Genomic DNA, 19335 nt, shown 5'->3' with positions numbered 1-19335 from the left:
AAATAGCACTGAGTGCTATTTTTTTTTGCCCTTAACAACAGCTGTAAAATAGCGTTTTTCATAGTTAACTAGCTTTATCTCTACAAAACCGGATTAGCATTAATTCAAGGGCAATTTCTGGTTTGACCCTGCCAGTTTTAATATCGTAATCCAACTGATTCAACATGACGACCACTTCTTCTAATAGTCTTGTACTATAGCGTCTCACCGATTGTTGAGCTAGCTTTAAGCGATATTGGTGAACCTTCAATGCTTTTAATAGATCAGGTGTTTGGTAACCAGATCGTTGGAGATAACTCACTTGCAGTAATAATCTAAATTGACTCATCAAAAGAGCTAATATTCTGATTGGTTCTTCTTTTTGACTCAGTAACTCTTGATAAGTTTCAAGACAATCAACTAATTTTCTAGCCAACAATTGATTAACTAAATCAAAGACACTTTCTTCTGTCGTTTTTGGTACTAATTCTAAAACCATCTGTGTCGTAATCTTTCCAGAATCATCTGTTGCCAAGTTTAATTTATCTAATTCATTGATAGCCTTATCCAAAGAGAAGTCCGTTCTTTCGACAAACAAATTCAAACTTTCTTTAGTAAATTTAAGTGTTGCATTATCCGCCGAACGAATCACATAGTCTCTTAACGTTTTTTCATCTAGAGGGTGGCAATCAATTACTATTGCGTTTTTTCGGAGGGACTTCACTATTTTTTTCCGTTGATCTAACTTTTCATAAGGAGCGACTAAAACTAAAGTTGTATCCACCAGTGGATTTTTTAAATAGTTCTCCAAATAAGACACATCGTGTTCAATAGATGATTTAGCTTGTTGCCCCGTTAAAAAAGAACAGTTAAGTGCAATAACCACTTTTTTATCGCCAAAAAACGGTAATGTCTCTGCTTCTTTTACAGCCGTTTGGACTGATTGTTGCGTCATATCTAAAGTAACAACATTTAGCGATTGATCGTCTTTATTCACCACTTCATTTTGGAATCTCTTGGTCAAATCTTCAACAAAATACCTTTCCGTACCATATAAAAGATAAACCGATTTTACATCACCGTTTTTTATAGTCATTAATGCTTCTTGATAGTTCATTCAACCCACCCTTTACTGTCTTTTTTATTCTAGCACGGACTCCTAGTAAAAGATATATTCTAATCATTTGCGTTAGACTTCTCCTTGACTACTTCTAAGACAGATTGCTGATTAGGGTAGGTATCCACACGGACAGCACCATCCTCAGAAGTTTTTAAAACAAGTTCGCTGATTCTCAATAATCGTTCTAGCACTTCTTTGTTTGGATGACCATATCGATTATTTTTTTCAACTGATATCAAGCTTATTTTTGGGGAAGCCCAGTTTGCAAAAGCTTCTTGTGTCGAAGACTTACTGCCGTGATGACCGACTTTTAAGACATCAACTGGTAAATTGGGATAAGTTGTCATAATACTTTTTTCAGCTTTCTCCTCAGCATCACCCATCATTAACCAGCTCATCTGAGCAAATTTTGCATAGACAATGATGGAAGATTCATTTTTAGAATCATACTCTCTAAGTGGACCAATGATCGAATAGTGAAGTGCATTTCCTTCATAACTGTTTCCGATTTGAACTGACTTAACTCTTGTATGATAGCGATTTGCAGTCTCTAATATTTCTCGTGCTAATTGATTGCTCTTCTCGTCACCACTTTTAGTTGTGGGAACATATAATAACTCCTTGACTCGAAACTCTTTCAAAATAGTTTTAGCGTTACCAACATGATCAAGGTCCCAATGTGTCAAAATGAGTTGATCAATTCTTTGTATCCCTTCAGATTTTATAGCAGGCACTACTGAGTAATAGGGAAATTGCTCATCTACAGTTTTATCAAAAAAATTATATTTACCACCAGTGTCAATCAAAGTTACCCATCGTTTCCGCCTGTCAAACATCAATAAAGAATCTCCTTGAGAGACATCGATCATGACCACGGAAGCTTTAGCATTCCACCAGTTATAACTGAGACAAGCGCCTATAATCATCAGCATAATGACTAGCACAATTCTATACTTAGTGATCCTAGTGACCACCAGGTTATGTATACCCTTTATAGTATGGGGACCTATCGTCCTTTTTTGAATACCTTTTTCGTTTAATTGAGTTGACTTGATAACTATTTTTAGAAAAACTAATAAAGCTATTATAGCAATCATCTGAACCACTGCCGGAAGCCTACCAACCACTATTTTTGCAAATCGCCACTCATTTAAAACTTCAAGTAAAAGAAATAGCTGGTTTAAAATCAGCTCCATTATAGTACCCACTACCGTTAACACTAAATCATATCCCTTGAACATAAGACCTATTAGAGACTCTGACTCCAGAATTATTGGCCTCAAACCATAACCCATCAAAAGTAAAAAATAGGGAACTAAGATAAACGCAAAAAAACTAGCCATCAAATAGCTCCAGAGATTTGCTAGTAAATTCACCTCAAAAAAATAATAGCTCAAAATCATCGTAGCGACAAGCATCATTAGTAGGTTCCTAGTGACTATAGTCCTCAATCGATTGCCCGCCAGTACTTTGGCTAAAATAAAAGTGGTTGTAGCTAACGCAAAACTTAATTGAAAGCTAACATCAAGTACAACATAAGGGTTAACACAGACGATCACGACACCACTACATCCCAACCCATCTATACTATCAGTCATCAATCGACTAGCTTTTAAGCTATAAGCTAGGAAAGCTCTAACGATACTAACTGGCCAGTTTGCAAGATAACAATAGCAAAGTAATATCAAAAAAATCAAACTAGCGGTAGTTTCTCGACTAATATTCAAACGATAGGCAAGCTTTCTCAAAAAATGAGAGAGGATAGTCAAATGTTCTCCTGATAAGGCAAAAAAAGCCAGTAACCCTAACCCTGTTATCGTCTGTTTAAGAGAGCTATCAATAGTTTGTTGTTGACCAAACAATAATGACATCATGAGTTGCAAACTTCTGTCAAAGGGTATCTTTTCAAGATGAGAGAAAAAAGAAAGTCTCATATTTTGAAGACTAACAGTCCAATCCTCAGACTGTTGAACCACTTCTATATGACTGACATCCGATATTTTGAACACATGTGTCATTTTTTTACTATAATAATAGGACTTGGCATCAAATCCAGCAAAGTTAGTTTTCGTCTCAAAGTCTTGCCAATTACCCGTCACTTTTAGTCTCACCACTTGGTTTTTCGGACCCGTCCAAGCATGATTATCAGACAGTTTTACTCTTGAGCCAGAAAAGTTCTGACGCTTTGATGCTGAACTTTGTCTTCCCTCCACAAAATCCGTTATATCAACTAGCGATCCAATTGCTGTCCAATAGTCACCATCAGTTTTCAGATCAATTGGATCTATTGTGACTATCAATGAACTCTCCTGCCCGTTTTGTTGGGACTGTTCGATTTTAGTAGAGAAATCAGTCAGCTCCCCCCTATTGATCATCATCATTACAACACAGATGCCAACTGCAAGACCCACTTTAACGACCAACAAAAGTGACCGGTAACACATCAGTCTAGCCAAAAGTAGTAATAACACCAAAAAACTGATCCAATGTTTCGAGAATAAGCAACTCATTATGGCAATCTGGGTTCCAAATATAAGGACCCATTCACCACTAGTCGACTGTGATATAAGCCTCAAGCTTTTCAAATATTTTTTCACCAATTCCAGGTACATCCATCAACTCCTCTATGTACTTGAATCCTCCGACCTCTTCACGATGTGTGATTATATCTAGGGCTTTCTTAGGACCAATACCAGGAATAGTTTCCAATTCTATTGGAGTCGCACTATTTAAATTGATCAATGGAGGCAAACTATCCGTTTCAACTGCATCCTTAGTGGTATCAGCAGCATTTTCTGTCGCAATAGCATTGACGCCATCGCTTACACCAAATGGCAAGTGTGCATAGAGTTGTTCTGCGCCATCTGTCTCTTCTTTGTGTTCTATAACTTCGTCGTAGGTTGGAATATAAACAATACATTCATCAATCAGCAGTTGGGCTAAATTGACTGCAGTCGTATCACCATCACTGGTCACACCCTCAGCAAGCCTTAACAAGTCATAAACCCGTTGCCCATCAGTCACTTCATAGATACCTGGTTTCTTGACGGCCCCTTTGATGTCCACAACAATTAGATGCTCTTCTTTAGTGGCTTCATCCTCTTCTTGCTCTCTCTTTCCTTTAGTTTGATTGCTTTGGCTAATTTTCAGATCATTGCTCTCTTTTGGGTCTTGGTCATCTGCACTACCATCATTTTCTATAGACTCTTCTGTAGTCAATGCAGCACTTTTCTCAAGCCCTGACACTTGTATTCCCTCTTGCTCGCTGCCAACAGGCATTGAAATCGAATCGCTAAGGGCACTGATTCTATTGCTGTCCACTTCACGCTTATGACTCACCACTGTAGCAAGTAAGAGGCTTGTGCCGATAACGGTGAAGATTATAGACAGTAACATCACAATTCTGCCATTTCTCCTCCTAACTATTGAGTTAGAGCTTTCTTCCAGTTTCATGTCTAACCCGCTAGAATATTTTGTGGCAGGTCGCTTTCCTTTTCCTAAAAGTTGAAACTTTTTTATAAGATCACTCATATAATCGCCCCACGAACCTGTTTGAATAGCGATATACTTGATCAAGTTCATCCTCATCACCTCTGTCTTAAAGGACGCACTAAGCAACTAAAGTTACTTTATTGATCACCCGATCGAAAAGCCACCCTGAGTAGGGTCATAAACAGGCCGTCTACTTAACAAATGAACACAAAAAAGCTGAAACACAATTCAATTGCGTCACAGCTCTCGATTATTAGTGGTAAATCAGTCTTATAGAGTTGTTATTAGTTGGTAGTCTCAGCCTTTAACTCATTCAAATATGACACAGCATCTTGGAAGGTTTTAACTGGGACGACCACCATATCTGAGTCAATCTCATCTCTTGTTGCCACAGCCTCTTCATAATTCGTTTTGATTCCTGGATTAGCTTTTTTCATAGCATCAGTGATCTCATCGTCTGGCGCAAAAAAATACTGTGCTTTCGCTTTATCAGCGGCAATAATTTTCTTATCGATACCACCTATACGGCCTACAGTTCCATCAAAATTGATAGTCCCTGTTCCAGCAATCAATGGTAATTGGACCTTATCTTCTGTCAATGTATCGTATAAATACAATGAGAACATCAGTCCAGCAGAAGGTCCACCAACACTTTGACTATCAAAATCAATAGCGACAGGGCTAGTAATCGATTGTCTTGGCGCTAATATGATTCCAATTCCTGTCTCACCACTTTGTTTCAAGGTTACAGGCTTTCCAGTTACTTCTGCCGTCTCATCCTTTCGCTGAATAGTCAACGTGATATCCTTGTCTTGCGGTATCTGTTTAATAGCATTTTGCATACTGATTGTATCTGGAAAACTCTGTCCATTCACCTTTGTGATAAGATCACTAAATTGCAGTTGATCTTTAAACTGGGATTCCTCTAACACTCTTAGAACTTCAATTCCTTCAAAGTGGATATTAAAGGGAAGATGTGCAGCTTCAAGGGCGACTTTTTTGGAAGATTCAAATGCATTGATCATATCCAGTTCATTTAGTCTATCAGTTACTTTTTCGTCACCTTCAGGATAAACAACACTCTCGTGGACAATTTCATTATGGGGTGCTAAGGCTGACAGTGCTAAAAGAGGTGTTGCCCTAACAAAGTTGACAGTCGTCATCCGAAAATCATTCGGAGATTTATCGTAATCCGAAACCGTTATAAAGTCCCCAACTGGGGAAGCATTCCCTGGTCGTTCAATAAAATACGGTAAGGGCAGAAATACTATCGCGACAGCTATTAAGGCAAGCAAAAGAATTCTAAAGATTTTTTTCATGGAATCACTCGTTCTGATAAATTTGTTTTAGTGCTTCAGTAACCTCATTTGGCACTAATTGGGAAACATCACCCTTAAACTTCGCAACTTCACGTACAATTGTTGAACTAATAAACTTCTCTGACGCATGCGGTAAAAAATAGACTGTTTCAAGATTTGGAGCTAGTCTCCGGTTCATCTCTGCAATACTTTCTTCATATTCTAGATCAGTTCCATTTCTGATTCCCCTGATCAAACAATCTACTTTTAACTCATTGGCCACATTGACAGTCAAGTCATTGTCAAATCCAATGACTGTAACACCTTCAATGTCGTTAAAGGCAGCTTTAACTAGTGCAAGTCGTGTGTCAAATGGAAAAAGCATTTTTTTGCTCTGGTTTTGGGACACGGCAACAACGACGTGATCTAACAGACCTAAGGACTGTGTCACAATAGAAACATGTCCATTGGTAATGGGATCAAAAGTACCAACTAGTAGTCCTTTTGTCATAAGTATCACTCCTCGAATCGATAAAACGTTAATGTCGTATTAGGATATTGCTTTTCCTTTATAAAAGAAAAACCCGGTATTTCAGTAGGAATCGCAAACTCTCTACTGGTTTCATAACATACTATTGCCCCATCTACTAGCACATCACTACGTTTCAGCAAGACTAAGTCCTCTTCTATATTCGTCAATCGATAAGGAGGATCACAATAGACTAATTTAAACCGTTCTTTCAATTCTCTAACACGGTGATGAAAATCATCATTATAACTTGTCATCAAATCAGTCGCTTGTAACATGGCAGTATTTTCAGACACAATCTGATAGGCTTTGTTATTTTTCTCAATGGCTACCGCATGGGTCATCCCCCTTGAAAGGGCCTCTAAAGCCATTGCTCCGCTACCAGCATAGCAGTCGAGAAAAGAACCACCCTCGTAATAAGGACCAGTCATCTGAAAAAAAGCCTCTTTGACCTTATCCGAAGTCGGGCGTGTTGTCTGGTCTTTCATTGTTTTTAAGCGTCTGCCCTTAAATTTACCTGAAATAATTCGCATCTTTTTGGCTAAAACTCCTTACTCTTATTCCTCCATAAATGTGGAGGCATGACGGAAAAATCGCCATTGATTATCTGGTGAGTCTTCAGTTTCATTTCTGAGGTTTTCTAATACTTCTGAAAAATCAGTACTTAATTTGGCTATGGGACTAATTTCCACAGATCTCACAAAGTGTAATTTTTCCAATTGATTTTTAACACGCTTTGCTTTGTTAGCATCATTATACAATATGGCATACTTCATTTTTGATGAGACATAGTATACAATGCCGTAGCGCTTTAATGTATTTACTTTTTTTGTACTATATAAATGAACGATCAATTCAACACGTTCTGCAACAGAGAATGTCATTTAGCTTCCTCCTAGCTTGCTTAAGACTAAATTTGCTATTAGCACTTTATAATCAGTGCTACTCTTTTACCGAAAGCTCCTCACTAGCTGAGCCTTGGTCAAAGAAAGAAAAGAATTGTTGCCCATCATAATAGATGCCAACTTCAGTCAGTGATGGATCAAGTATGGTCTTCATCAGCTTAGGTTCCTCAAAGACATAGGACAATAACTCCCCATGGTTGGCTATTTGATGATTATAAATATATTGCCACTGATTACCAGTGATTTGTTCACTGACGTAGGACCTGATCATTTGTTCAGACAGTAAGACCGAAGGCATATAAGTCTCTTCCCCTTGGTTGATGATTTGGCCTGCCAATTCGTCTAAAGGCAAACTCTCAGACAGAGGATTCAAGTCATGACTTTCACGAATAATATTAACCATTGCCAGCCAAATTTGAGCAAAAATAGGATTATTAACCGCTATTGGTTGCTCAGTGTTTTGGGGCAAGTAGGCTTGATTGCGTTCGTAAATCGTCAATTGTGACAAGGTCCAAGCATCAACAAAAAACATACCTTCCTCTTTCTGGTTAATTGGATTGAACCATAATATGGCATAGGTTTCATTATCAAATGAAATGATTGGGATTGTCAGTAATTGATGATCTGTCAATGTAAATGATAAGGTGTCATCCGTTTGCTCGTCTTCTGAGAACGCAAAAGGAATTTCAATTTTCGCCATAGGATCAACTTCATCCCGTAAATTATCGATTGTCATATCCATCGTAAAAAAGCCGGAGGAGTTTTGACTTCCCAAATTAATTAAACTTCTGACGACATTATCGTCAACAGTCACTTGCATATAATCCGTCGCGTCATTTCCAAACTGATAGAGTTTCTCGTCGTTTCCAATGTCATATTCAGTAGTTGGCTCTCCAAATTGGTCTTTGAAGGTCTTGAACGATTGACCAACGTAACGTTCTAATCCAATCGCAGGAATAGTATTTGCCTCTGTTGTTGACAACGGTACTTCAGTCTCTACCTCATCAGTCGGTATGGACTCCGGGACATCTCCGAACTGAACTGGTAAATAGTAGATAACGATCACCCATATCACTATACCAATAAGTGTTTGTAAGCTAAATCGTTTCACTTTATTTTCCATCCTTCATGATGAGAGAACGTGTAAACGTTCGTTGTTTTTCAGAGACATTTGCTAATCCTAATTGCTTATCTTCATTATCCAAAGCCGTAAAGGCCATGCCAATCGCAATACTAGATGCCATCAAACTAGAACCGCCATAACTAATAAACGGTAAAGTAACACCCGTCAATGGTATTAATCCTATTAGTCCACCTAAATTAATAAAGGACTGTACTAATAGCATGCCACCAACACCAGTCAATATATATTTAGTACTTGTTAGGGTGGCTTTCAATGCTCTAATAAATATTCGAGTGATTAAAATAGTCAATGTTAAAAATAACAACAAAACACCTATCAAGCCATATTCTTCAGCAATGATGGCAATGATGAAGTCTGTGGTTGCTTCTGGTAAATAACCTGCTTTAAATTGACTAGCACCTGGGCCTTGCCCAAAAATACCACCTTGGGCAACAGCCATATAGCCTCTGACGATCTGGAATCCTTCATTGCTAGCTGCATCGAAGGCATCTCGATAGGCGACAATTCGGGATACAATATGACTTGGAAGAAATCCCAGTAAATCAATTGGAAAATAGTTAAATAGAATAAATAGTAGGACTAACCCGGCGACGCTAATCAATAAACCATGTGGGATTCTACCCGCAACCAATAAAACAATCCAGATTGTCATCATGATCACTAAGGCTGTACCAACATCTGGTTCCATGAATATCAGCAATAGTAATATCCCAGGCAAGCCATACAAAATCATGGCATCAAAATATGGTGGGAGCTTTCTTTTGGTAAATGGTCTGACGAATTGAGTGATTACCCTTTTATTTTTGATTAAATCGGCTAACAGAACTCCAAACCACCAGATCAGAAATACCTTAACAAATTCAGAAGGCTGGATTTGAATCGGGCCTACCGTCAAACGGCTTTTTGCACCAAGTGCCTCGTCACCAAACAATCGTACCATGATCTCGAGTAATAATAAGATACCCATGGAAATCGTTAGAAAATAGTAGCTATTTCCATACTTATCCAATACAAAATAGGAAACGACCAAACTGATAAAGCTAAACGCAATGAATGCTAGTTGTTTGACTAAAACATTTGACTGCTCACCAATCGGAGTGACCGTTGTTGTGCCAGCAGCACTATAAACTGCTAGGAAACCAATCAATACTAATACGATATAGGGAATCAAAATCAACCGGTCTAAATTTGTAAAGCGTTTCATAAATCCTAATTTAATCAGTTGTTTTGGTTGTTTCATTTAATTTTTCCTTTTTTATGATTTCATGACTTTCTTGGTAGACTTCATTCAATGCTTTTTCTAAATGATTCAGTATCTCATGACTCTTATCCTCATCTATTTTTCCAATTTGCACTGCAAAATCCAGTTGTTTTGATAGACCGAAGAGTTGAGTATCGATCACTTCTTCAAATGCCGGGCATTGAGCTAAGCAGAGATGCTCTTTCTGCCGCAGAATAAGTTGATAAATGTTGTCAGCGTTTTTTTTCAAAACGCCTACCGTCTTACTATCATTCATCTTGCAACCTCCCTTGGTCAAGCTTTCGCTATATTATAGCACAAAAATGGGTATTATAAAAAAAGTAGACAACCTCAGTTGCCTACTCTATAGTTACTTTTAATTAAAGATTATTGATCTATTTTTTTCTTACGTTTAGCCGCTTTTTCACGCTCACCCTTATTAAGGATTTGCTTGCGTAACCGAATATTCAATGGCGTAATTTCACAATACTCATCGTCACCCAAAAACTCAAGAGACTCCTCTAGAGACAAGTGACGAGGTGTTTTAATGACACTTGTTTGGTCTTTGGTTGCTGACCGGACGTTAGTTTGTTGTTTAGCTCTCGTTATGTTGACTGCAATGTCATTTTCGCGAGAGTTTTCACCAACGATCATTCCCTCATAGATATCTACTCCAGGTTCGATAAAAATTGTTCCACGATCTTCAATTCCCATAATACCGTATGTCGTCGTTTTGCCAGTCTCAGTTGCAACTAACGCCCCATTACGACGTCCACCAACAAAGCCTGTTACAGTAGGCAGATAACGGTCAAAGGTATGGTTCATGATACCGTAACCCCGAGTCATAGATAAGAATTCAGTACTATAACCAATCAAGCCACGAGCTGGAACCAAGAATTGCATTCTAACTTGGCCAGCACCAGTATGTGTCATATCTTCCATTTCACCTTTTCTAAGACTCAACGATTCAATAATACTACCAGTATATTCTTCTGGGGTATCAATTTGGACGCTCTCAAATGGTTCACATCGTTTGCCATCCACTATCTTTTCGATAACTTCTGGTCTTGAAACTTGTAATTCAAAACCTTCACGACGGATTGTTTCAATCAAAATGGACAAATGGAGTTCGCCACGTCCAGAAACAATCCAAGCATCCGGAGATTCAGTTGGGGTAACGCGTAAAGAAACATCTGTATGTAATTCTCTCATCAACCGTTCTTCAAGTTTACGAGATGTTACAAATTTTCCTTCGCGACCAGCAAATGGTGAATTATTGGTCAAGAAGGTCATTTGTAGTGTTGGCTCATCAATATGTAACAATGGCAATGGATCTTGATGGTCAACCGGTGTGATCGTTTCCCCAACAAAAATGTCTTCCATACCAGAAACAGCGATTAAGTCTCCAGCTTTGGCTGAATCGATTTCTTTGCGTTTCAATCCAAAGAAACCGAACAATTTTGTCACTCGGAAGTTCTTGATCGAACCATCTAGTTTAATCAAACTAACTTGATCCCCAACTTTGATTGTTCCACGGAATACACGTCCTATCCCTATACGACCAACATAATCGTTATAGTCTAGTAAAGCTACTTGGAACTGTAATGGTTCATCTGAATTATCAACAGGCGCTGGAATTGTGTTGATGATCGTATCAAATATAGGCGCCATCGTTTTTTCTTGATCTTTTGGATCATCCGATAAGCTTGATGTCCCGTTTAATGCGGATGCATAAATAACTGGAAAATCAAGTTGGTCTTCATTAGCACCTAGTTCGATAAAGAGGTCTAACACTTCATCCACGACTTCCGCAGGACGAGCTGCATCTCGGTCAATCTTGTTGACAACTACAATAGGTGTCAAATGTTGTTCTAAGGCTTTTTTCAAAACGAACCGTGTTTGAGGCATCGTTCCTTCATAAGCATCGACAACTAAGACAACACCGTCAACCATTTTCATTATCCGTTCTACTTCACCACCAAAATCCGCATGGCCTGGAGTGTCCATGATATTGATTTTGGTTCCTTGATAATTAACGGCAGTATTTTTAGCTAAAATCGTGATACCACGTTCTCGTTCTAGAGCATTTGAGTCCATTGCACGTTCTTCTAATTGCGTTCTTGCATCTAATGTATCTGATTGTTTCAATAATTCATCTACCAATGTCGTTTTACCATGGTCGACATGGGCAATAATAGCGACATTCCGAATATCATTGCGTTTTTTCACGATAGTTCCCCCTATAGCAAGTTTACCTGTTGGCTATATCTCACTAAATAAATTTTGCTCTCAAAAAAAGACCCAGGTGGGCCTTTTTTCACACTTTAATAGTTTACCACGAAACAGCGACGTAATAAACAAAATTATACCATGTTTTGGTTGCTTTTACACGTTTCTTATCTTTTTTTCACATTTGCCTTTTCATAATCCGTTTTTTCCAAAGTTGTGGCTGTCTATCATACACACTCTCAAACGCATTCTCAAAGTCAAACTAACTCCATATTTATCCTAATTTTAATCGTTTAGGATTGGTCTTAGCAGCTTTAACTGCTTGATAGAGGGAATAGCCACTTGCTTTTTCAAAAACTTTACCTAACTTTTTTTCTTCGCCAATAGAAGGAACAACTTCTTTAAATTTTTTATAGCCCTTCAGAAACTCTTTAGTGTCTACTGTTCCTTCATAGCTTTGTTCCACTAGTTGTAAAAAATCAACTACTTTTACAATTTCTTCCGTTGACCATTCACTGTCCAAGGGATAAGAATAATTCACTTTGATCACTTCCTTAGCTGACTGATTATATCAATCTGTTTTCAATTTCCGATTCTCAATTTTTGCTTATTCTTGATAGGTCATGTTGGTTGGTATTGGCTCTTACTGATTCATATTGACTTTTATAGCTCTGTCTTTATTTTTATTGGTTCGTACTAGCATACATGCATAACTAGAGCACATCACAGTTGTTCAGACTGCATTTGGTACATTTCGTGATACGTTCCCATTTGGTCTAAAAGAGTTTGGTGGGTCCCACGTTCAATGATCTTTCCTTTATCCAACACTAAAATTTGATCGGCTTTTTGGATTGTAGACAAACGGTGAGCTATCATGAAAGTCGTCCGGTCTTTTTGCAACACATCCATTGCTTTTTGAATAATGGATTCAGTTTCAGTATCAACATGACTAGTAGCTTCATCTAAAATCAGAATTTTAGGATCAAAGACTAATGCTCTAGCAAAACTGATTAGCTGACGCTCGCCACTTGAAAGCTCGCTCCCCTTTTCAACAATTGGATGCTCGATACCATCTTTATAACGGTCAAGTAAGTACCCTGCCCCGACCTGCTTTAATGCTGTAATAATTCTTTCTTTACTAATAGAAGGATCGTTCAGACCAATATTACTCGCTATTGTGCCAGTGAAGAGATAGGGATCTTGCATTACAATTGCCATATACCGCCTAATACTATGACGATCGAAAGACTCAATAACTTGATCATCTATCGTGATTTGACCCGACTGAGGGTCATAATAGCGAAAGAGTAGATTTAAAATACTCGACTTTCCAGATCCCGTATGACCAACGAGAGCTAACGTTTTACCTGCTGGTACCTCAAAATTGATATCCTCTAACACGATTTGCTTTGGATCATAACCAAATGTGACATGATCAAACGACACTTTGCCCTCAGAAACAACCAGTTGTTCTTTTTGTTGTTTCTCGACAGGTTGGTCTGCAAATTCAAAAATTCGTGTGCCGGCCGCTAATGATTGTTGTACATTCGCAATCGTTTGTACCAAACCTTCGATTGGATCATATAACCGATTAATATAGTCGATGAAGGCATATAATAAACCTGCCGAAATCGCGAGTTGTTGATTCAAAAATAAAGACGCTAATATGGTGATCAAAATCAGTATTGTCCCGTTTCTCAGGAAATTTCCTAGTCCCCAAGCAATTGACGAGTCAAGAAGTAGTGATTTGCGACCAACATCAAACCATTTTTTTACGGTGAGCTTAAATTCGTTTAAGAGTTGCTCTTCTCTTTGAAAAGCTTGAATGATCGCCATACCTTGAACAAATTCATTGAGTTGTCCACTAATTTGAGAAATATACTCACGCATCTCCACGTTATATTTAGAAGCGTACTTTGTATAAAAGTGTTGCCACACTCCTAAAATAGGAATCAATAATAGCATTGCGAGCCCTAGTTTATGATTCAGGAGAAAGATGGCGATAAAGGCCCCAATGATCTGCATAATGTTACTCAATAAGTTGCTGATGACGGTAACATAAAAATTAGATCTCAGAACCTCAGTATCATTAGTGATTCGTGCAACAACTTTACCAGCTGGTATACCATCAAAATAAGATACTGGTAGTTGGTGCATATGGTTGAATAACTCATCACGCATTTGCTTGATGATACTATTTGACATTTTTCGCAGATTTAATAGGCTGATATACCGAAACAATGAACCGACTAAATTAATAAACAGATATAATGCTAATAATTGAATCAACAAACTGATGTTTAAATTACCGTCAGATACAGACGGACTCATCACATTATCAATCAATTGCTTTGCAATCATGGGTGAATACAATTCAAGGATAGAAGCCAAAAGTAGTAAGCTGGCTCCAAGCAAAAATGCTTTTTTATAGTATTTAATATAATCTAATAGTTGCTTAATTGTTGAGAACATCATCGTCCTCCTTTAGTTGTTGATGATGATATTGTTCTTGATACCATCCAGGGACTTGAATCAATTCGTGATGTGTTCCAGACTGGGTCACTTTCCCATCACTGAGAACGATAATGTGATCGGCTTCAGTAATGGCCGACAACCTGTGAGTCACGATAATCGAAATGCTAGCATCCGTCCGTTGTTTTAAGTTGGCAATGATTTCTTGTTCTGTCTTAGCATCAACAGCTGATAAGGCATCATCTAGCAATAAAATCTCACTATCTCGTAAGAATGCCCTTGCGAGTGACAAGCGTTGCTTTTGACCACCAGATAAGGAAACACCCTTCTCACCGACTAGTGTCAACAGACCATCCGGCATCCGTTTAACGTCCTCCTTGAAACTGGCAAGATCAAGAGCATGCCATAACTCATCATCTGTTGCGTCTTCCTTACCAAAAAGAAGATTTTCTTTGATTGAGCGCGAAAAAAGAGTATGTTCTTGAGGTACTTCTGCAAATTGTGTCCGAACCTGTCTAACCTCATATGATGTTGCTTTCTCTCCATTTATCAAAGGTATTTCATTTGAATAAGGGTATCGATGTCCAAACTGTCTGAGAAGTGTTGTTTTACCACTTCCTGTTTTGCCAACAACACCAATAACCTCTCCTTTTTTGATAGAAAGATCGATACCGTCAAGAATTAAACGGTCAGTATTAGGATATTTGAAATGATAATCTACCATTTTTATATCGTCTATGGTCTCAAGGCTCTTCTTACCATCGGGCTCTAGTTGGTCTCCCGTTTGCAATACCTCATTGATTCGCCGCCAGGAAGCCGATCCTTGTTGCATCACATTAACGAGATCGCCAGCTGAGATCATTGGCCATACGACCATGGTCAAATAGACCTGAAAAGATACCATTGCACCTACTGTAATGGTTTGGTTAGCAACCAGAAAAGCTCCTGCACCAAAACTAAAAACAAAACTGATTGCTAAGACGATCGTAATTAAAGGAGCAAATCTAGAATCGATCTCAGACACATGGTCATTTTTAAGCTTCGTTTCCGTTGTTCTTTGGTTAAACTGTTTGGCAGTAACCTGTTCTAATCCGTAAGCACGGACAACACGAACCCCATCGATAATCTCTAAAACTTCACTATTCATTTCAGAGACAGCATTCTGAGCATCCGTAAAAGCACGATCAACTTCTGATCCCCACTTAAAAATGTAATAGGCTAAAAATGGCATTGGTATCAGAGCAATAACCGTTAAAAGTAACGATACCGTACCTGCCATTGCAATGATAATAAAACCCAGATACAAACTAGTATTCAAAAATACCATTAGTCCGTATCCTACTGTCATACCCATTACTTGAACATCATCACTCGAACGAGTCATTAAATCTCCTGTTCGAAAATGATGATAAAAAGGAGCACCCATTTTGAGGAAATGTGCCATTAACCGTTCCCTTAATTGTTTTTGAAGATCATATGAACCAATAAAAAGATTATAAGTCCAGATAAATTCTGAGATGTAACCTATAACGATGGCACCCAAAAAGAGAAGTACATAACGCGTCAATGTTGCTGCAGTAAACTCTGATTGAACGATTGCGTCGATAAATAATCTTAGAATATAAATCGGCGCGACATACATTGCGCTAGCTATCACGATGAAAATAAAAACGACTAAATAGCGTAGCCTGTGTTCATTAAAATAAATTCCAAGTTGCTTGATAATATATTGCATGTGGTCAGTAACCTCTCATTCTGTAAAAAAATGCACAAAAAAACTCCGCCCTTTTTTCCAAAAGGACAGAGTATACCATCTATCTAGATAGGCACTAACTGCGCTATAAGGATTGTAAAAAAGGGATTAATCGTTTTAAATTAAATACTGCTAAGTGTTGTGTAAAACTTACTGATTTGATTTGCATCGTAATCCCTCCTTCTCCCTAAATTTGTTTTTTTACTACGAAATTAAGTATACCCATTTTCACTATCATAAACAAGAACTTTATTTAATTTCATATATTATTTTTAATGTCTACTTCTTTCTACATCTCTGATCATTATTCTTGTTCAAAAGATTTAATGACTAGCGTTATTCCCTAACAAACACTCCATAGGTCTTTCCTAACAATTACTTTGGCGTTTTTTCCTCGCAAACCCTGTGATATCTGTTCATTATTTGGATAGCAAAAGAGACTATAACAAAGTTAACTTTGCTATAGCCTCTACTTGTTAGTCGTTGTGTGTTGGTTCAACACTAGTCATGATTAACATAACTGACGCGACTATTCATCTCATTTTAAATTAAACGTGGATTGGTAATCCAAGTGCCAATTCAGCATCGTCCATAACCGTTTCGGCTAATGATGGATGTGCATGGATTGTTAATGCCAAGTCTTCGGCATTCATTCCAGACTCAACTGCTAGGCCAAGTTCAGCGATGACATCACATGCATTGACACCTGCAAATTGAGCACCAACAATCGAATTGTCCTCTTTAGTGGTTACTAGTCTTACGAACCCTTCTGTTTGATTAAGGGATAAGGCACGGCCATTTCCTGCCAATGGGAACTTAGAAACTTTGACATCTAATCCCTTGTCTTTAGCTTCTTTTTCAGTTAAACCAACAGAAGCTAATTCAGGATCAGTGAAACATACAGCTGGCATTGCACGATAGTCAACAGCAACCTTTTTCCCTGATATTGCTTCAGCAGCAATTTTTGCTTCATAGCTTGCTTTATGTGCTAAAGCTAAACCAGGAACAACATCTCCAATAGCCCAGATAGATGGTACACTTGTACGACCTTGTTCGTCTACTTTAATCAAGCCACGATCTGTCATATCTAAGTGAAGAGTGTCTAACCCCATGTCATCCGTATTTGGACGGCGACCAACAGTTACGAGAACATAATCAGCATCGATGGTTTCTGCCTTGCCATCAACCTCATAAGTGACACTAACACCCTTATCAGTTTCTTTTGCTTCTTTAGCCATAGCACTGGTATGGATATCGACACCTTTTTTCTTAAAGTTATCAACAACAATTTTGACCATATCTTTATCAAAGTTACTCAAAATGCTGTCCAAACCTTCAAGAATAGTGACTTTAGATCCCATATTAGCATAAGCGCCAGCTAATTCAGATCCGATATAACCGCCACCGATTACAACCAGGTGTTTAGGAATCTCTTTCAGATTTAAGGCACCCGTTGAATCAAGCACACGTCCACCGAACTTAAATCCTTTGATTTCGATTGGACGACTCCCTGTTGCAATAATCGCATTGTTGAAAGTATAAGTTTGAGCACTATCAGGATGCATTACACGTAGGGTATGTTCATCCACAAAGTAAGCTTCACCCTCAAGAATTTCAACTTTATGCTTCTTAAGCAACATTTTAACGCCGCCGGTCAATTTAGCAACAACTTGTTTATCTTTCCATTCTTGAGTTTTGCTAAAGTCGATTTCAACATCTTTAGCAGTCACACCAAACACTTCTGACGATTGTGCTTCGTGGAAGCGATGACCTGCAGTGATCAATGCTTTAGAAGGAATACAGCCCACATTCAAGCAAACACCACCAATGGCCCCACGTTCAACCACAGCTACCTTTTGACCCATTTCAGCAGCACGAATAGCTGCTACATAGCCTCCAGGTCCTGAACCAATGACAACTGTATCTAATTCAATCGCGAAATCTCCTACTACCATTTAGAACACCTTATCCTTCCATCAACAATAATTCTGGGTCAGCCAATAAACGTTTCAATTCGTTCATTGCTTTTTGAGCAGTTGCACCATCGACAATACGGTGGTCAAAACTGAGAGATAACTTCATGTTACGACCAACAACAATTTCACCATCAGCATTTACAATTGGTTCAGTAGCAATTGTACCAACACCTAAAATAGCAACTTCTGGATAATTGATAACTGGTGTAAACCAAGATCCACGAGCAGAACCAATATTTGAGATTGTAATAGATCCATTACTCATTTCAGGGTTAGTCAATTTACCTTCATGTGCTTTCGTAGACAACTCAACGATTTCTTTCGCAATTGCAAACATACCTTTTGATTCGGCTTGTTTAATGTTTGGCACAAATAAGCCATTTGGAGTATCCGTTGCAATTCCGATATTGTAGTAGTCTTTATAAACAATTTCTTGAGAAGCGTCATCAATAGAAGCATTTAGTACTGGGAATTTACGAACAACAGCAACCAATGCTTTAACCACATAAGGTAAGAATGTCAATTTGACATCTTGTTCAGCAGCAATTGGTTTGAACTTCTTACGATGATCCCACATCTTAGATACTTCTACTTGGTCAAATAAAGTAACATGTGGCGCTGTGTGTTTGCTTCTAACCATTGCTTTGGCAATTGCACGACGCATAGGTGTTAATTTTTCGCGACGTTCTTGATCTGAATATCCAGACTTGAATGGTTTAGCTGGTTCACTTGCTTCGCTAGTTGAAGCAGATACAGCCTTACTTTCTGGAGCTTTTTCTGAAGTAGCTTCAGCTGGTTTAGAACCACCTTGAGATTTATATTGATCAATATCTTCTTTTGTCACACGACCATGTTTACCAGTTGGTGACACAAGAGAAATATCGACATCTTGTTCGCGCGCATATTGACGTACTGAAGGCAATGCCAATACTTGTTTATTAGGATCACTCGTTTTAACAACGCTAGCGTCTGATGAAACGCCTGCTGCTGGATCAGTTGCTGACTCAACTGCGGCAGGATGACTAGCACCTTGTTCTTCCGCAGGAGCTGACCCTGCAACTGGTTCATCTGTTTCAATCTCAACGATGACGTCACCAACTTTCGCAACTGTACCTTCTGATACATTTACTTTAGTCACTTTACCAGTCACTGGAGAAGGAATCTCTTCGACTGATTTATCATTTTGAACTTCAACTAG

16 protein-coding genes are annotated in these 19335 nt (G+C 38.4%); all 16 read right to left on the bottom strand.

Annotated elements, in window-relative coordinates; genetic code table 11:
• Positions 1-64: 64 nt before the first annotated feature.
• Positions 65-1096 carry a DNA polymerase III subunit delta gene (gene holA, locus H541_RS0103735; protein WP_022796005.1) on the bottom strand — a complete coding sequence of 344 codons (1032 nt, stop codon included), beginning with the start codon at positions 1094-1096 and terminating at the stop codon, positions 65-67.
• A 59-nt stretch (positions 1097-1155) separates the two neighbouring features.
• Positions 1156-3570 (bottom strand): DNA internalization-related competence protein ComEC/Rec2, encoded by a 2415-nt coding sequence (locus tag H541_RS0103730; protein ID WP_240470893.1) that lies wholly within the window; start codon positions 3568-3570, stop codon positions 1156-1158.
• A gap of 79 nt (positions 3571-3649) precedes the next feature.
• Positions 3650-4681 (bottom strand): helix-hairpin-helix domain-containing protein, encoded by a 1032-nt coding sequence (locus H541_RS12755; protein ID WP_022796003.1) that lies wholly within the window; start codon positions 4679-4681, stop codon positions 3650-3652.
• Positions 4682-4875: 194 nt separating this feature from the next.
• Positions 4876-5910 (bottom strand): SepM family pheromone-processing serine protease, encoded by a 1035-nt coding sequence (locus H541_RS0103720; protein ID WP_022796002.1) that lies wholly within the window; start codon positions 5908-5910, stop codon positions 4876-4878.
• Between the two features lie 4 nt (positions 5911-5914).
• Positions 5915-6400 carry a pantetheine-phosphate adenylyltransferase gene (coaD, locus tag H541_RS0103715; RefSeq protein WP_033420761.1) on the bottom strand — a complete coding sequence of 162 codons (486 nt, stop codon included), beginning with the start codon at positions 6398-6400 and terminating at the stop codon, positions 5915-5917.
• Between the two features lie 5 nt (positions 6401-6405).
• Positions 6406-6951, bottom strand: a complete 546-nt coding sequence (gene rsmD, locus H541_RS0103710) for a 16S rRNA (guanine(966)-N(2))-methyltransferase RsmD (protein ID WP_022796000.1) — start codon at positions 6949-6951, stop codon at positions 6406-6408.
• Positions 6952-6975: 24 nt separating this feature from the next.
• Positions 6976-7302, bottom strand: coding sequence for a YlbG family protein (locus H541_RS0103705; protein WP_022795999.1), 327 nt, complete (start codon positions 7300-7302; stop codon positions 6976-6978).
• 58 nt (positions 7303-7360) lie between these two features.
• Positions 7361-8434 carry a CAP-associated domain-containing protein gene (locus tag H541_RS0103700; protein WP_026501597.1) on the bottom strand — a complete coding sequence of 358 codons (1074 nt, stop codon included), beginning with the start codon at positions 8432-8434 and terminating at the stop codon, positions 7361-7363.
• A gap of 1 nt (position 8435) precedes the next feature.
• Positions 8436-9707, bottom strand: coding sequence for an FtsW/RodA/SpoVE family cell cycle protein (locus tag H541_RS0103695; RefSeq protein ID WP_022795997.1), 1272 nt, complete (start codon positions 9705-9707; stop codon positions 8436-8438).
• On the bottom strand, positions 9682-9984 hold the full coding sequence (locus H541_RS0103690; RefSeq protein WP_026501596.1) for a DUF1507 family protein: 303 nt from the start codon (positions 9982-9984) through the stop codon (positions 9682-9684). The genes H541_RS0103695 and H541_RS0103690 overlap by 26 nt, the downstream gene beginning before the upstream one ends.
• A 110-nt stretch (positions 9985-10094) precedes the next feature.
• Positions 10095-11936, bottom strand: a complete 1842-nt coding sequence (typA, locus tag H541_RS0103685; protein WP_022795995.1) for a translational GTPase TypA — start codon at positions 11934-11936, stop codon at positions 10095-10097.
• Positions 11937-12210: 274 nt separating this feature from the next.
• Entirely contained in the window at positions 12211-12483 is a 273-nt protein-coding gene (locus H541_RS0103680; RefSeq protein WP_026501594.1) for a UPF0223 family protein, read from the bottom strand.
• A 176-nt stretch (positions 12484-12659) separates the two neighbouring features.
• On the bottom strand, positions 12660-14408 hold the full coding sequence (locus H541_RS0103675) for an ABC transporter ATP-binding protein (RefSeq protein WP_022795993.1): 1749 nt from the start codon (positions 14406-14408) through the stop codon (positions 12660-12662).
• Positions 14392-16143 carry an ABC transporter ATP-binding protein gene (locus tag H541_RS0103670; RefSeq protein ID WP_022795992.1) on the bottom strand — a complete coding sequence of 584 codons (1752 nt, stop codon included), beginning with the start codon at positions 16141-16143 and terminating at the stop codon, positions 14392-14394. Before H541_RS0103670 ends, H541_RS0103675 begins: the two co-directional genes overlap by 17 nt.
• Before the next feature lie 566 nt (positions 16144-16709).
• Positions 16710-18116 (bottom strand): dihydrolipoyl dehydrogenase, encoded by a 1407-nt coding sequence (gene lpdA / locus H541_RS0103660; protein WP_022795991.1) that lies wholly within the window; start codon positions 18114-18116, stop codon positions 16710-16712.
• Positions 18117-18126: 10 nt separating this feature from the next.
• The coding region (locus tag H541_RS0103655) for a 2-oxo acid dehydrogenase subunit E2 (RefSeq protein ID WP_022795990.1) at positions 18127-19335 on the bottom strand (1209 nt) is incomplete at its 5' end.

Origin of the sequence: Bavariicoccus seileri WCC 4188, from assembly GCF_000421665.1 — a bacterium.
Taxonomy (GTDB): Bacteria; Bacillota; Bacilli; order Lactobacillales; family Aerococcaceae; genus Bavariicoccus; species Bavariicoccus seileri.
Note: the sequence above shows the minus strand (reverse complement) of the source record. Positions and strands in the feature narration are given on the sequence as shown.